Below are 14,820 nucleotides of genomic sequence, written 5' to 3' on the forward strand. Positions count from 1 at the left end.
TGGCGCACATGCTTTATCGCCGCCGGCACCACCGCTTCCAGGGCGCCCCCATCGCCGTCCAGGTGTCCTGTCAACAGCGCAACGCACTGCAGGGCGGCGTCCAACACCGCGGGGTGGGCCTGATGGTTGGACGTGGCCACACCGGTGTCGGTGGCATTGACCCGGGCCGTCGCGCGATCCTGATCCGCCCACGCGTCCACGATCCGGCGGAATGCCGGCCCGTAAACCAGGCCCCGCTCGGCAAGCCGCGGGTAAAGGTCGTCGGCAGTGGTGGTCGTGGCTGTGGTCAGCTCGGAGGCGAACTCAGGCAGGCTCAGCGTCGGCTTGATCGGGCCGTCGACGATGCGCCCGGTCGCGTGCGTGGTCCAACCGCCGCCCGGACAGCTCTGCGAACTGAAGGTGAACCGACCGCTGGCGGACTCCACGTTCAGATCGACGATGGGGACCTGGGTGGTCTCCACCACCAACGGAGTGACGAACCGTAGGTCGTCCACCGCTGGGGCCGGGTTACGGGTGACCTGGGCGGCCGCGGCCAGCGCCGCATCGACATAGGCGGTCCCGGGCAGTACCACCACCCCGGCCACGACATGATCGCGCAGCCAGGGCAGTTGCGCGGCGGACAGCTCGGTGCGCCATTCGGACTGCCGGGCGTCGACTGGGTCGCCGGGCAGGGCCAACGCACCACGGGTGCCCAGATGGCGATCGGTGGCCGACTGTTCGATCGACCACAGCCGTTGGCGCTGGAAGTGGTGCACCGGCAACGGGCGGTGCGGTGCCACGCCGCAGGACGCGCCCGGAGCGTGGTCAGTGTCGAGGGCGCCGGCAACGTAGAGGTCGGCCAGCGTCGTCCGGATGCTGACTGGATCCTCGGCGTTGCGTTTCAGAGTGCTTACCGCGAGACCGGTAACCCCTTTGCGCAGCAGCCCCTCCTTGATATTGCCGGACAACACCGGATGCGGGCCCACCTCCAGGAACACCCGCTCGCCCGATTCGATCAGCGCGCTGATCGCGTCGCCGAACCGCACCGGCCGGCGGACGTTTTCGGGCCAGTACTCCGCGCCCCAGTCGGGTCCGGTGACCTCGGCGGCGGTCACCGTCGAATAAAGCCGCACCCTGGGCTGTTGCGGGGACAGACCAGCCAGCTCCTGTCGCAGCGCCGGCAGGATCGGGTCCATCAGGTGCGAGTGGTAGGGCACCTCGACCCGTAGTTGCCGTACGAACGCACCCTCATCGTTCAGCTTCTCAGTCAGCTCGGCGATCGCCTCGTGGGTGCCGCCCAGCGTCACGCCGGACTCGCTGTTCACCGCCGCGACGCACACGTCGTGGCGGCCGGCGATCCAGTCCTGCACCTCGTCCTCGCTCAGACCCACCGCCAGCATCCCGCCCGAACCGGCGGTGCTGGCCTGCAGCCGTGAGCGGTGATAGCTCACCAGCACCGAATCGCGCAAGCTGAGGATGCCGCTGACATAGGCCGCGGTCACCTCGCCGACGCTGTGCCCGACGACCGCCCCGGGCACCACGCCGTAGTGTGCCAGCTCCGCCGTCAGTCCGACCTGCACCAGAAAGTTCGCGGGTTGGGCCACCTCGGTGCTGCCCACCCGGGACTCCGACTCGTCGCGGCGTAGTTCCTCGATCACCGACCAGCCGCTCACGTCGGTGAACGCCGCGTCGAGTTCCGTTGCGGCCCGCGCGAACGGCCCGTCGGCGTCGAGCAGCGATCGGGCCATCCCCCACCACTGTGGACCCATCCCGCTGAACACGAAGACAGGCGCTGTCACGTCGGTGACCGTGCGGCCGCCCAGCGCGGATCCGTCGGCCACCGCTGCCAGCCGGGAGCTCAGCTCGAAGCGGTCGCTGAATGGCACCGCGAATCGGTGGTTGAAGTGCTGCCGCCGCGCCCACATCGTGTCCACCAAAACGGCGGGGTCCACCTCCATATCGCCCACGAGCGGGATCAACTCTCGGGCCAGCGCCCGCGCGCCGGCCTCGTTGCGCCCTGAGATCGCCAGCACCTGGGCCGGTGCCTGCCGCGCGGGGGGGCGGGTGGACTCGGATGTCTCGGGCGCCTGCACCAGGATCGCGTGCGCATTCGTGCCGCCATAGCCGAACCCATTCACCGATACCGCCGCCGTCTGGTACCCGGCGGGGAAGGGCTCGGCCTCGGTGACCACCCGGAGTCGATGCTCGGCGAACGGGATCTCCGGGTTCAGTCGGTTCAGGCTCGCCTGTGGGGCCAGCTGGCGGTGATGCAGGGTAAGGGCCGCCTTGATCACGCTGGCCACCCCCGCCGCCGCCTCGAGATGACCGATGGAGTTCTTGATCGACCCAACCACCAGATCCACTCCGCGGCCCTCGACCCGGCCCAACGTCTCGCCGATCGCAGCCATCTCCATGGGGTCGCCGACCGCGGTGCCGGTGCCGTGCGCCTCGATATAACCGATCTCCTCGGGGCCCAGACCCGACTCCGCGGTCACCCGGCGGATCAGTTCGGCCTGCGCGTCGGAATTGGGCACCGTGATACCCGGCGTGCGCCCGTCCTGGTTGACCCCGGTCGCCCGGATCACCGCGTAGATCCGGTCATGGTCGCGCTGCGCGTCGGCCAGCGGCTTGAGCACTATCAGGCCGGCGCCCTCACCGCGCGCATAGCCGTCCGCAGCGGCATCAAAGGTCTTGCAGTGGCCGTCCGCGGCCAGGAACCGGCCCTTGCACAGCCCAATGAAGGTCTCGGGGATGAGCATCGCGTTCACCCCGCCGACCAGGGCCAGCTCGATCTCGCCGCGCGCGATAGCCTGGACTGCCTCGTGTAACGCGACCAGCGACGACGAACACGCGGTATCGATAGTCATGCTCGGCCCACGCAGGTCGAACACGAACGACACCCGGTTGGACAGCATGGTGTAGGTGCTGGACATCGCGGTGTGCGAATCCGCCGCCCACCGGCCCGTAAACCCTTGGCGCAGCACCATGTTGTCCGCATTCACGGCACCGACATAGACACCGACCGGGCGACCCGCCACCCGGCCGGACACCCCGGCGTCGTCCATCGCTTCCTGAGCGACCTCCAGCAGCAACCGCTGCTGGGGGTCCATCGACCCCCCTTCGCGCGGCGAGATACCGAAGAACTCCGGGTCGAAATCCCACAGTGAGGTCTGCAGGAAGCCCCCGCTGCGCACGTACATCCGCCCGGGCGTCTCCGGGTCTGGGTCGTAATAACGATCCAGACTCCACCGGTCCGCGGGCACCTCGATGATTCCATCGCCACGGGCGAGCAAGAAGTCCCAGAGCTGTTCTGGCCCAGATACATTGCCGGGAAGCCGACATCCGATTCCCACGATCGCCACATCGACCATCCGAAGTTCCTGCCTTCCTGAGACCCGGCAATCACTCCCCCTCGATCCGCAGAACGGCCGTATATGTTGCTCAGCTGCCGACGGATTCGGGCCCAGCGTATTCGGAACGGCCACGTGGCGATCACGCTCCAATTAGATTCCAATGAAACTCACAGGCAATGCGCTGACCAGCCGCGATAGCCTTGGCGAACGTCGACACCCCCTCCGAGCCGTCCTGCTCTTGAGCCGACAGGAAAGGACCTCGATGCCGACAGTCCCGTCCTATCCGCACGACCTTTTCACCGACGAAGTACTGCTGGACCCGCACCAGCACTATCGGGCATTGCGTGAGCTCGGACCCGTCGTCCGGCTCGACGCGCATCAGATCTATGCGCTGCCCCGCTACACCGAAGTCCGCGCCGCCCTGTCCGATCCCGAGACATTCGCTTCCGGACAGGGAGTCGGTCTCAACAAACTGGCCAACACCTTCGGCGCGGGCCTGACCACGATGATGAGCGACGGTGAGCAGCACAAATATCTGCGGGGCATCATGATGCGCGGCTTCACACCGCGCGCCCTACGCAACCTGGGCATCGAGCTGGAGAAGCTCGCCACCGAGCGAGTCGCAGAGCTGGTGGAACAGGGCACCTTCGATGCCGTTACCGATCTGGCCTCCACGCTTCCCCTCTCGGTAGTCCCCGAGCTGCTCGGCTGGCCCGGCGGCGGTCGCGAGCAGCTGGTGGAGTGGGCTTCCGCGAGCTTCGACCTGCTGGGGCCGTTGAACGCCCGCGCCCATCGCGCCGCGGCGAAAACCCGGGACATGATCGCAGCCACACAAAAGATGATCGGCCTCGCGGAGCATGCCTTTGCCGACGGAACCGTCGTCCCGGGCAGCCTCGGGGCGGCGATGTTCGCGGCGGCCTCGCGCGGCGAGCTGGGGCCCCAGCAAGTTCCGCTGCTGGTCTTCGACTACATCGGACCGTCCCTGGACACCACCATCAGCGCAATCGGCAGCGCGGTGTGGCTGCTCGCGGCCCATCCGGATCAGTGGGCCGCGTTGAGAGCCGACCCGAGCCTGGTTCCGAATACTCTTAACGAAGTCGTGCGCGTGGAGTCACCCGTGCGCGTGCTGAGTCGCGTCACCACAACCGCGACCAACGTGGCAGGCTACGACCTCGACGCCGGCTCGCGGGTGGGCATCTTCTTTGCCTCGGCCAACCGCGACCACCGCCATTTCGAGCGCCCCGACGAGTTCGACATCACGCGGCGCAATGCTGGCGACCACCTCGGCTTCGGCGGCGGCCCGCACGCGTGCGCGGGCCAGGGCCTGGCCCGGATGCAGTGCCACGCCGTACTCAAAGCCCTTGTCGCGCAGGTAGACACGATCGAACCCGGCGAGCCCGTGCGCGGACTGAACAACTTGATCAACAGCCTGGCGAGCCTGCCGGTGAGCGTGCGGGCGGTTCGTCGACCGGCGCCCACCCCATCGTGAACAACCGGGCCGGCGCAGCGTAGCTTGACGCTCACCTGAGGAGATGGAGATTCCATGGCGAGCACGCAATCGGAGCAGCTGGCCAAGTTGTTCGCAGTCGCCCGCGACCGCTACGGCAACCTGAGCCTGGGTCTGGACAACATTCGTGACATCTGCGATGCGATGGCGCAGCGGGCCGGCAAAGAACCCGAAGGAGTCACCTACGCTGAAGTCGACGCGGGGGGTGTCCCGGCCGTGTGGTGCATCCCGGCCGGGCGCGACGACGAGAGCGTTCTGCTCTGGAGCCACGCCGGGGGGACCGTGGTGTTCTCGATGTACTCCGACCGCAAGGCCGCCGGTCATTTGGCGAAGGCGGCGGGTGTCCGGGCGCTGGCGCTGGACTTTCGACGCTCGCCGGAGAATCACTTTCCCGCCCAGCAGGACGATGTCGAGACGGCGTACCGGTGGCTGCTGTCGCAGGGGTACCGATCCCAGAAGATCGCGGCCGGCGGCCACTCGGTGGGCGGCAACTTCGCCGTCAGCCTGGCCATCAGGATGCGGGATCAGGGGATGCCGCCGCCGGGCGCCATCTTGTCGGTGTCGGCCTGGTACGACATCGAACTGAAGAACCCGACGCTGAAGACCAACGCCGCGACCGACACGGTGCTGACGCTTGCGGTGCTGCAGCTCTTCCGCGAAAGCTGGCTCGCCGGAACCGGAGTCAAATACGACGATCCCCGGGTGAACCTGCTTTACGCCGATCTGAGCGGACTGCCGCCGATCAACATCTATTTCGGCGCCCACGAAGTGCTCGTCGGTGAGATCCACGAATTCGCGCAGCGCGCGAAGGCGGCGGGCCTTGACGCGAGCCTGCACGGCGTGCCCGACGGCCAGCATCTCTTCCTGTTAGGTGCGGGCAGGGTGCCCGAAACCGATGCGGCGATCGCCGAGATGGGCGAATGGCTGCGGGCGAAACTCGCCGCCGCCGGCTAACCGGGCTGGGTCAGCCACCCGCCTCGATGGCCGCCACTCTTGCGGCCGCGTCGGGTCCGCAGAACGGCTGCAGGTCGACCGTGCCGCTGTGCACCAGGTCGTTGATCCGGCTCTTCAAGTCACCCGAGGAGAGATGCGCGTAGAGATTCGCGCCCGGGCATGACGTCTGGGCGAGGTCCCGATGACCCGCCAATGTGTCGGTCGCGATGCGGAAGGTCTGGACGGCCCACGCGAATGCCACCGCCGCGCCATGCAGCTGGGCCTCGGACACCACCTCTTTGTCGAAGTCCCCTTCGCAGAGAACGAGGAAATGGCCGGTGGTGTCGTAGTCCGTCGCGGTGTCGCCGACGAGCTTGGTGCTGCGCAGCTCGTAGACGTTGCCGTTGCGGTCGACGCCGACGTGGTACGCGATGTCGATCCACCCCAGCGTGTCCTGGTGGTAGCGCTGGTCCTGCCGGAAGCGTTCCGGCGCGTTGCGGTTGTCACCGAGAACCACGGCCTCGTGGTGCAGGGTCATCCGGGTGATCGTGAGGGGGCGGCCTCCGGAGCGGGCCGGCCGGGCGCCCCAGGCATCTCGGCAGAGCAGCGGAGCCGAAGTGGCAGCGGGGGCCAATGGGGGCGAGGTTATCGGCGCCAACGGTGGGCTGACATTGGTCACCCCGGTCGCAGCAAGACTCGGAGTCGCCGACGCCGAGGCTGCGTCCATTCGTGGCGTATCCGAGCAGGCGCCGACCGCCGACACCAGGCCGACGCTACCGGCCAGGCGGAGCAGCTGACGGCGGCTGACGGCATCCGGATCCATGGCCGTTCACGATACGGACCCCCGCGAGCAGACACAGAATCGCATCAGATAGGTGTTTGGCACGCGATTCTGCGTCTGCTCAGCAGTGGGAGTCGACGGGCTCCACCCGCACCGGCACACCGGTCAGCCATGCCATGCCCGACAGCGGCTCGACGTCGGCCGGCTCGCTCGACGTCAACCGGTTGACGTTGGCACCGCCGGCGCGGTTCGCCAGCCGCCAGGTTCCGGTGCCCTTGTGACCCCAGCCGTGCGGCACCGCAATCACCCCGGCTACCAGATCTTTGGTGGTGCTGACCGCGACGGTGATCTCGCCGTACGGGGACGACACCCGCACCAGCTCACCGTCGCAGATCTGCCGCTCGGCCGCGTCGTCGACATGCATCAGGGCGCGGTGTCCCCGCTCGCCGCGCATCAACAGCGGAGCGTTATGCATCCACGAGTTCTCCGAACGCGGCTCCCGCATGCCGATCATCCGCAACGGGTAGCCGTCGGGGTGCTCGCTCTTTGCGAGCTTGTCGACTTCGGCGGCGATGTCGGGATGGACCAGCCTGACGCGGCGCGACAGGTAGGCCACCGCGCCGCGTAGCACACCGGTGCGGATGTGTGGTGCCACGACGATTCCATGCGGATGTTGTTCGGACAGCCGCCTCAGCGTCAATCCGCCGCGGCGCACACCGAACCGGTCACCGCCCTGCGACATCCGGACAAGGGCGTCGATCACGGTTCGCGGCGTGAGCGCTAACCCGAAGAGGCCCAATGCTTTTCGAACAGCTCCGAGCGCGCGGAACGCCGGCACGGTGCGGGACAGCCGACGGGTGAGATCCTCGACGATGTCCCATTCCGGCCGAGCATCGCCCGCCGGTGCCACGACTGCCGCGGTGGCCTGACGAAACGGCGTGGCCTGGAAAGGCTGGAAGATGAACGGAAAGTCGTCGCGTTCATACATGGTTGTCACGGGCAGGATGTAGTCACAGCGGGCCGTCGTTTCGGTGACGTAGAAGTCGAGAGCCACCGACAGTTCCAGGGTCTGGAATGCGGCCTCGAGTTCGTCGCCGTTGGGCACCGACAGGACGGGATTGCCCGCCGAGACGAACATCGCCTTGATCTGCCGATCGCCCGGCGTCGTGATCTCCTTCGCCATCAGGGCGGCGGGCTCGGAGCCGAGTGCGTTGGGAATTCCGCCGATACGCGTGCGCTTGCGATAGGAACGCCGCAGCGCGACGCCCATCACGGTCTTCTGCCACCGCTCGCCCACCGTCTCCATCGAGCCGAAGACCGAGCCGCCCGGAGCGTCCAGGTTTCCCGCCACCAGGTTCACCGCGTCGATGAGGTAGGTGGTCAGCGTGCCGTACCGGCCGACGCAGGTACCCAGTCTGCCGTAGACGGCGGCGCGCGGTGTGCGCATCAGATCGTGCGCGAGTGACCGGACGCTACCGGGATCGATGCCGGTGCGCGCGGCGGTCGTCTCCGGGGTGAACGGTTCGCACAGCGTCTTCAACCATTCGATTCCGTCGGCCTGCCGGCCCACCCGGGCGTGGTCGACGAGGTCCTCGGCGAACATGACCTGCAACAGGGACAGCAGCAGGAAGGAATCCGAGTCGGGCACGATGCCCAGCCATTCGAACGCCGCGGCCGTCTCGGTGCGGCGCGGATCGACGACCACGATGCGCCCGCCGCGCTTGACGATGTCATGCATGCGGTCTTTGATCCGCGGCGCGGTGAGGAAACTGCCATGCGAGACAACAGGATTGGCGCCCATCATGACCAAGAGATCGGTGCGGGTCAGGTCGGGTATCGGCACCGATGTCGGAATGCCGTAGAGCAGCTGGCTTGCGATCAGCCTGCTGTTGGTGTCCTGGGACGAAGCGGTGAAGTAATGCCCTTGGCGGCCAAGGCCTTTGATGAACGTCAGGGCGGCGAAGGTGTGCGCGTAGCTGAAAGCGGCGGGGTTGCCCATGTACCAACCGACCGCTCCCGACCCGTCGGTTCGCAGGATCTTGGTCAGCCGGGCGGCGATATCCGACAGTGCCTGCTCCCAGGTGACCGGTTCGAATCCGGCGGCCGTGCGACGCAGCGGGGTGGTGACGCGATCAGGATCGTTCTGAACCTCGGTGAACGCGATGCCTTTCTGACAGGCGAAACCGGACGACAGCGGATGGTCCTTGTCCGGCCGCAGCGCGACGAGTCGGCCGTCCTCGACGGTCGCGATCATGCCGCAGAGCGGTTCACAAATCCGGCAGAACGTCGGCTTCTGCTGAATCACAGGTGTCACCTGTAGCAGGATACTGTAAGGGCTACCGTTCATCCTCAGACCTGCCATTTCGCCGTGCTTGGCGGGAGCGGCCCGGCGCCACATCCGTGTCGTGGAAAAATTTCACCCGTGGCGCGTAGGGCGTGGGGCGGGCTGCTGGCCGCGGTGTGCGTCCTGACGCTGACCGGTTGCACCGAGATCGTGGCCGGAGGAGCGGTGAAATCGCCCGCGGACAAGGACCGGGCGATCGTGGCGCTGATTGACACCGGCAGCTACCCGATCACCATGGGCCCGCCGCCCGGAAACGCCGGCAACGACCCGGTGGAAGCTGCCGGCGCGGAGGCCCTGCGGATGGCGCCGTTCATCGTCGGCCCCTGGCAGGTCAGCTCGGAGTTGGTGAACCAGGACTTCATGGCCAGCGCTCCGATGGGCACACCCATCAACCTCGGCGCGGCCCTGGCCTACCCGGTGTCCATGAAGGCGTGGCCACAACACTTCGTCGACATCGGTAAAGCCCGCGGATTCATAGCGGGGCTGAGCACCGGGCGCACCGGGGAAGGCGACGTCGTCCGACTGCAGAACGCGGTCATGCGGTTTCCTGACCCGACGTCGGCGGCGGCGGGCGCCGGCGAACTGGCGGCGGTCGTCCCGGCCGATGAGATACAAGCGGTTTCATTCACACCGCGACCCGTCTCGACCGTCGTTCCCGCTGGATTCGCCGTGGCGCCCCGGGGCCTGCGCTGACTTCGCGCCGAACCCGGTCCACCCGGACATCGCAACCTCGGCGGCGTTCGGCGACCGTGTGGTGGTTCGCGGCTTCACTACCCACGGACCATATGTGCTGTATCAGTTCGTGATCGGCGGCAAACCCCCGGCCGCATGCATGGCCGTCATCGAGAAGCTGGCCAGACAAGAAACCTTGATCGACCGGTTCGTCCCCACCGAACCGGCGAAGATGGCTGATCTGCCCCGAGATCCGTCGGGCCACCTGTGGGCCCGCACCCTCTCGGAGGCGGCGGCCAACCGCACACCCTGGAGCTCGGGGATGTGGTAACCCGATGGATGGCTGCAATTCGAGGACAATCCCATCACGGCGGCGGCCTTGTTCACCGCCGTCGGCGTGCGTTGGGTTTCCGAGCGATTGACCAGGGTGTATGAAGCCCGTGACGCCGCCGGCGCCGCCCGTATAGTCGATCAGTTCGCCGGCGACACGGCCGGTTTGGCCGGCATCACGCCCACCGGCGCCGGCGTACCCGGCTTTCCGGCCGCCAAGTGCTTCGGCAGGGCCGACTGGACGCCGACCAAGCAGACCATAACCGCCAATCGCGTCTGGTGGCACTTCAAATGCATCGCCCAGGCCGACCGCTATGCATTCCTCGCCTTCTCCGATCGCGAACAAGACGTCAAGCAGCAGATCTCCGCGCAATATCGGATCCTGGCCGGCGAATAGGCAAAGTCTTGATTGACCAATGCATTTCCTTTGAATCCTTTGGACCGGTACATTTTTGGCGCTACCATGCGCCGACGGCTGGCATAATCGTGAGGTGACCGTGCTCGACGCGGCGATCGCGCGGCAACGGGCCCGATCGCTACCCCCCAACGAGCTCGCACAGGCGTCGGTGATGGGCGCGCTCTGCGCGGCGATCGCGATCGTCACGGTCGTCCTACCGCACGCCGGCGGGCTGGGGCTGCTGGGCGCCGTGCCGATGGGGCTGCTGGCCTATCGCTACCGGATCCGCGTGCTGATCACCGCGACGATCGCGGCCGCGGTGATCGGCTTTCTGGTCGTCGGCTTGAGCGGCGTGGGGGCGGTCACGCTCTGTGCGTACGTCGGCGGACTGGCCGGCATCGCGAAGCGCCGCCGCCGCGGCACGCCGACTGTGATCGCAGTGTCCTTTTTCGCCGGTGTCGTCATCGGGACGGTGGTGGTCGTCGCACTGACCTTCCTGACGCAGCTTCGGCAATTGGTGTTCACCGCGATCGCCGTCGGGGTGGACGGAGCCGCCAAGCTCATCGCGCGGGTGCCGCACCTGCAGGTGGCCGCGCAGGATTTCAAGCGGTTCGTCACTGAAGCACTGAATTACTGGCCGTGGCTCGTCGTCGGATACAGCGCCGTGATGATCACCGGCGCCTCGGTGCTCGGGTGGTGGGCGCTGTCGCGGGTGCTGGAGCGGCTGCGCGGCATTCCCGATGTCCACAAACTGGACGCGCCGGTCAGCACCGGGCCGATCGGGCCGGTCCCGGTACGGCTGGACGAGGTGCGCCTGCGCTACCCGAAGGCCGACCACGACGCACTGCGCGCAGTCAGCCTGAACGTGGAGGCCGCCGAACACGTCGCGGTCATCGGCGCCAACGGCGCGGGGAAAACCACGCTGATGCTGATCCTGGCCGGCCGTGAACCGACGTCGGGCACTGTTGACCGGCCCGGCGGGGTCGGTCTCGGTCAGCTCGGTGGCACCGCCGTCGTCATGCAGCACCCGGAAAGCCAGGTGCTGGGCACGAGGGTCGCCGACGACGTGGTTTGGGGACTGCCACCCGGCAAGACCACCGATGTCGACCGGCTACTCAGCGAGGTCGGGCTGGCCGGGCTCGCCGAGCGCGACACCGGCGGCCTGTCCGGCGGTGAACTGCAGCGCCTGGCCGTGGCCGCGGCGCTGGCCCGCGAGCCCGCGCTGCTCATCGCCGACGAGGTCACCAGCATGGTCGCCCCGCAGGGGCGCGACGCGTTGATGGCGGTGCTGTCGGGTCTGACCGATCGTCACCAAACCACCTTGGTGCACATCACTCACTACAACAACGAGGCCGAGTACGCCGACCGCACAATCAATCTCAGCGAGTCGCTGGACAACACCGCCATGGTCGACGCGGCACCCGCGCCCGCGCCGACGGTCGCGGCCGGCCACCATTCCCACGCAGCGGTGCTCGAACTGACCGGCGTCGGGCACGATTACGGCAGTGGCGGCCCCTGGGCGCAGACCGCGCTGCGCGATATCAGCTTCGTCGTGCATGAGGGTGACGGGCTGCTGATCCACGGCGGCAACGGATCCGGGAAGTCGACGCTGGCGTGGATCATGGCCGGGTTGATGGCGCCGTCCACCGGCACCTGCCTGCTGGACGAGCGGCCCGTCGACGAGCAGGTCGGTGGCGTCGCGATCTTGTTCCAGACCGCCCGGCTGCAGTTGATGCGCAGCCATGTCGACCTGGAAGTGGCGTCGGCAGGCGGCTTTTCACCGGACGATCACGACCGGGTGGTCGCCGCGCTGGCCGTTGTCGGCCTGGACGCCGCGCTGGCGAAGCGGCGCATCGACCAACTCAGCGGCGGGCAGATGCGTCGCGTGGTGCTGGCCGGACTGCTGGCGCGCTCGCCGCGCGTCTTGATTCTCGACGAGCCACTGGCGGGGCTGGACGCGGTCAGCCAGCGCGGTCTGGTGCGACTGCTCACGGACCGGCGCCGTGAGACCGGCCTTACCGTGGTGGTCATTTCGCACGACTTCGCGGGACTGGAGGAGCTCTGCCCACGCACCCTGCACCTGCGCAACGGCCTGCTGGAGCCGGCGTCGGGTGTGGCACCAGAGACCAAGGCGGTTGTACCCGCGCCTGCCAAGCAACCGGCTCGCCGCCAACCCCGCCCTTTTGTGCTGCTACGCCCGGTGCCCGGCAGCTCCGCAATCCACCGGCTGTGGGCCGGAACCAAACTGGCTGTCGTCTTCGGTATTTCGTTGTTGTTGACGTTGTATCCGGGATGGACGGCGATCGGATTGACGGCTGTCTTGTTGCTGGCCGGAGTGTGGTTGGCACATATCCCCCGAGGCGTGCTGCCGACGCTGCCGTTCTGGTTTTGGGTCCTGCTGGCCTTCGCCTGTGTCGTTGCGGTTCTGGCCGGTGGCAGTCCGGAGATCCATCTGGGCACGGTCTCACTCGCTTTGGGTGGCCTGTTGAGTTTTCTACGTATCGCCGCGCTGACAATCGTCTTGATCGGCCTGAGCGCGCTCGTGTCGTTGACTACCAATGTCGCCGAAATCGCGCCGGCGCTCAGCACTTTGGGCGGCCCACTGCGACCACTGCGGATCCCGGTCGACGAGTGGTCGGTCGCGCTGGCGCTGGCGCTGCGCACCTTCCCGATGCTGATCGATGAATTCCGGGTGCTCTATGCCGCTCGCCGGTTGCGGCCCAAAGAGGCGACGCCGACCCGCCTGGCCCGGCTCAGGCGACTGATCGCAGACGTGATCGACATGGTCGTCGCGATCATCACCGTGACACTGCGGCGCGCAGACGAAATGGGCGATGCGGTCACCGCCCGGGGTGGCACCGGCCAGATCTCGGCCGCCCAGTCCCGGCCGAAACTGGCTGACTGGGTGGCACTTTCGATCGTGGCCGCGGTATGTGCGGCCGCTGTGGCGGCACAGCTGATGTTGCCCGGCCTTACTTAGCCAAACATCCGCGATCAACACAGCCAGGTGGGTAATACACCCACCTACCCTGAAAACCCGCCCCCAACAGGCGAAACCAGATCCACGTTCAACAAAGGCCGGAAACTCCCGCTAGCTCGGCGGCGTGCCTGCCGCGGGAGATGTGCTGGGTTCAATGTGCGGCGTTGGGTTGGCAAGCATTCGGCCGAGTATCGAGCCCGCGATTCTTACGCCAGTTGAACGAGGAACATGCTTGAGAGTCACATCAGTAAGCTTGTTCAGCGCACCGGGGATCACGAGCACTCTTCTTCCAAGTCCGTCCAGCGCCGCCCTTACGACCGGCCCAGGACCAGTGACTGACAGCTTGGTCTCGGTCACGTCTGCCGGCGCGTTCTGCAGCATCGGCGTATCGACTAGGCCTGGTGCCAGCACGGTTACGTCGATACCCGCTTTGGACAATTCAACATGGAGGGCCCGGCCGAGCGAGGACACGTAGGCCTTCGACGCGGCATAGTTGGCTTCGTAAGGTGTCGGGTGCTCGCCCACGATGGATGCAACAAACATCAATCCACCGCGCCCTCTCCGAACAAGCCTGTTACCGAATTGGTGCGCAAGTTGCATCGGTACAAAAACGTTGAGCGACACAAGGTCTGTGTGCTCTTGAAGCGTGCCGTCGAGGAACGGCCCCATGATCAGAGTCCCTGCATTCAACACGACTAGACCGATGTCCACTGATTCGGTTGCTTTCAGCAGCGTGGCGATTGCATCCTCGGCAAGCAAGTCGAGAACGACCGTCTTGACATCGACATTGGCCGACGCCGTCAATGCGGCCGCCAACTCTTCGAGCTTTTCTTGTCTCCTCGCAACCAATACCAAGTTGAGGCCTCGGTGCGCCAGTTGGCGGGCGAACTCCTCTCCGATTCCACCTGAGGCCCCCGTGACGAGCGCATAGCTTCCATACCGATCGCGAAAGGTCGTCATGGTGGTCCTCCATATTCGTTCGCGACAACTCTGCTCCAGATAAGGCACGTTCGTCTCCCAAACGGCGAATCCACATACATTTGCGTCCGAGGCACGAAGGCACCCGGACAGATCTCTGACACCGAACGTCAACGCGTTCGCGCACGGGATCGACCTGTCAACCAAGCTCATGCTCGCGGGCCACCGCGGCGAGCTGGTTGGCGTGCCCGAAGCTGAACTCGCGCAGCAAGATCCCCACTGTCGAGGGCGCATACACCTCGGCGAACACCCAGGGCGTGCCGCCGGCGCGCAACACGTTCACATCGTCGATGCCGTCTGCGCCGCACATCATGCCCGCGATGGTAGTGGTCAGCTTCCCGGCGGGTTCACCGCGCCCGCGACCACCCGTGTGCTGGGCAGCTCGACGTGCTCGCTGATCAACCACGAAAGACCGGTCTGCTTAGCCAATTCCAGCACCGGAACCAAACCCGCGGCCCAGAAGGTATTTTCGCTGTTCACACGTCGATCACCCGTATACCAACCGTCCACGGATGCAGGCTCAGAACCGCACCAACGCCGGCACGTCGGCCAGCGTGCAGTTCGGG

At 66.8% G+C, this 14,820-nt stretch carries 10 protein-coding genes and 1 pseudogene; 6 read left to right on the forward strand and 5 right to left on the reverse strand.

Annotation, left to right across the window (positions count from 1 at the left end; all coding sequences use genetic code 11):
- Positions 1 to 3,350, reverse strand: a 3,350-nt coding sequence (locus VML93_RS03510; RefSeq protein WP_325607725.1) for a type I polyketide synthase, incomplete at its 3' end; no start/stop codon positions are given.
- A gap of 244 nt (positions 3,351 to 3,594) precedes the next feature.
- On the opposite strand from VML93_RS03510, the gene VML93_RS03515 reads away from it, so the two are divergent.
- Together VML93_RS03515 and VML93_RS03520 are read left to right on the forward strand one after the other, a co-directional pair.
- Positions 3,595 to 4,821 (forward strand): cytochrome P450, encoded by a 1,227-nt coding sequence (locus tag VML93_RS03515; protein ID WP_325607727.1) that lies wholly within the window; start codon positions 3,595 to 3,597, stop codon positions 4,819 to 4,821.
- Between the two features lie 54 nt (positions 4,822 to 4,875).
- Positions 4,876 to 5,793: an alpha/beta hydrolase gene (locus tag VML93_RS03520; RefSeq protein ID WP_325607729.1), complete on the forward strand. Its 918-nt coding sequence runs from the start codon at positions 4,876 to 4,878 to the stop codon at positions 5,791 to 5,793.
- Between the two features lie 10 nt (positions 5,794 to 5,803).
- Here VML93_RS03520 and VML93_RS03525 read toward each other — a convergent pair whose 3' ends face one another.
- Together VML93_RS03525 and VML93_RS03530 are read right to left on the reverse strand one after the other, a co-directional pair.
- Positions 5,804 to 6,595 (reverse strand): N-acetylmuramoyl-L-alanine amidase, encoded by a 792-nt coding sequence (locus tag VML93_RS03525; RefSeq protein ID WP_325607730.1) that lies wholly within the window; start codon positions 6,593 to 6,595, stop codon positions 5,804 to 5,806.
- A gap of 79 nt (positions 6,596 to 6,674) precedes the next feature.
- Positions 6,675 to 8,900: a molybdopterin-containing oxidoreductase family protein gene (locus VML93_RS03530; protein WP_414686271.1), complete on the reverse strand. Its 2,226-nt coding sequence runs from the start codon at positions 8,898 to 8,900 to the stop codon at positions 6,675 to 6,677.
- Between the two features lie 75 nt (positions 8,901 to 8,975).
- Between VML93_RS03530 and VML93_RS03535 the strand changes: the two genes are divergently transcribed.
- The 4 genes from VML93_RS03535 (at position 8,976) to VML93_RS03550 (ending at position 13,276) form a co-directional block, all read left to right on the forward strand.
- Positions 8,976 to 9,590, forward strand: coding sequence for a DUF7373 family lipoprotein (locus tag VML93_RS03535; protein WP_325607734.1), 615 nt, complete (start codon positions 8,976 to 8,978; stop codon positions 9,588 to 9,590).
- A complete protein-coding gene (locus tag VML93_RS38825) occupies positions 9,502 to 9,900 on the forward strand; it encodes a DUF7373 family lipoprotein (RefSeq protein WP_422656531.1) in 399 nt (132 codons plus the stop codon). The genes VML93_RS03535 and VML93_RS38825 overlap by 89 nt, the downstream gene beginning before the upstream one ends.
- Before the next feature lie 12 nt (positions 9,901 to 9,912).
- Positions 9,913 to 10,296, forward strand: coding sequence for a DUF7373 family lipoprotein (locus tag VML93_RS03545; RefSeq protein WP_422656532.1), 384 nt, complete (start codon positions 9,913 to 9,915; stop codon positions 10,294 to 10,296).
- Positions 10,297 to 10,390: 94 nt separating this feature from the next.
- On the forward strand, positions 10,391 to 13,276 hold the full coding sequence (locus VML93_RS03550) for an ATP-binding cassette domain-containing protein (RefSeq protein ID WP_325607740.1): 2,886 nt from the start codon (positions 10,391 to 10,393) through the stop codon (positions 13,274 to 13,276).
- Between the two features lie 111 nt (positions 13,277 to 13,387).
- Here the strand turns inward: VML93_RS03550 and VML93_RS03555 are convergent, their stop codons facing one another.
- The gene (locus VML93_RS03555; RefSeq protein ID WP_325607742.1) at positions 13,388 to 14,236 is read right to left on the reverse strand and encodes an SDR family NAD(P)-dependent oxidoreductase; all 849 of its coding nucleotides are present in this window, start codon (positions 14,234 to 14,236) and stop codon (positions 13,388 to 13,390) included.
- A gap of 169 nt (positions 14,237 to 14,405) precedes the next feature.
- Positions 14,406 to 14,764 (reverse strand): annotated as a pseudogene (locus VML93_RS38830) (IS1380 family transposase); the annotation flags it as partial.
- Positions 14,765 to 14,820: the final 56 nt, after the last annotated feature.

The organism is Mycobacterium sp., assembly GCF_035499775.1.
Classification (GTDB): Bacteria; Actinomycetota; Actinomycetes; order Mycobacteriales; family Mycobacteriaceae; genus Mycobacterium.

What these genes read in the sequence shown, in the direction of transcription:
- VML93_RS03520 (WP_325607729.1), top strand. Translation starts at nt 4,876, where the DNA reads ATGGCGAGCACGCAATCGGAGCAGCTGGCCAAGTTGTTCGCAGTCGCC.
- VML93_RS03515 (WP_325607727.1), top strand. Translation starts at nt 3,595, where the DNA reads ATGCCGACAGTCCCGTCCTATCCGCACGACCTTTTCACCGACGAAGTA.
- VML93_RS03555 (WP_325607742.1), bottom strand. Translation starts at nt 14,236, where the DNA reads ATGACGACCTTTCGCGATCGGTATGGAAGCTATGCGCTCGTCACGGGG.
- VML93_RS03525 (WP_325607730.1), bottom strand. Translation starts at nt 6,595, where the DNA reads ATGGATCCGGATGCCGTCAGCCGCCGTCAGCTGCTCCGCCTGGCCGGT.
- VML93_RS38825 (WP_422656531.1), top strand. Translation starts at nt 9,502, where the DNA reads ATGAGATACAAGCGGTTTCATTCACACCGCGACCCGTCTCGACCGTCG.
- VML93_RS03530 (WP_414686271.1), bottom strand. Translation starts at nt 8,900, where the DNA reads ATGAACGGTAGCCCTTACAGTATCCTGCTACAGGTGACACCTGTGATT.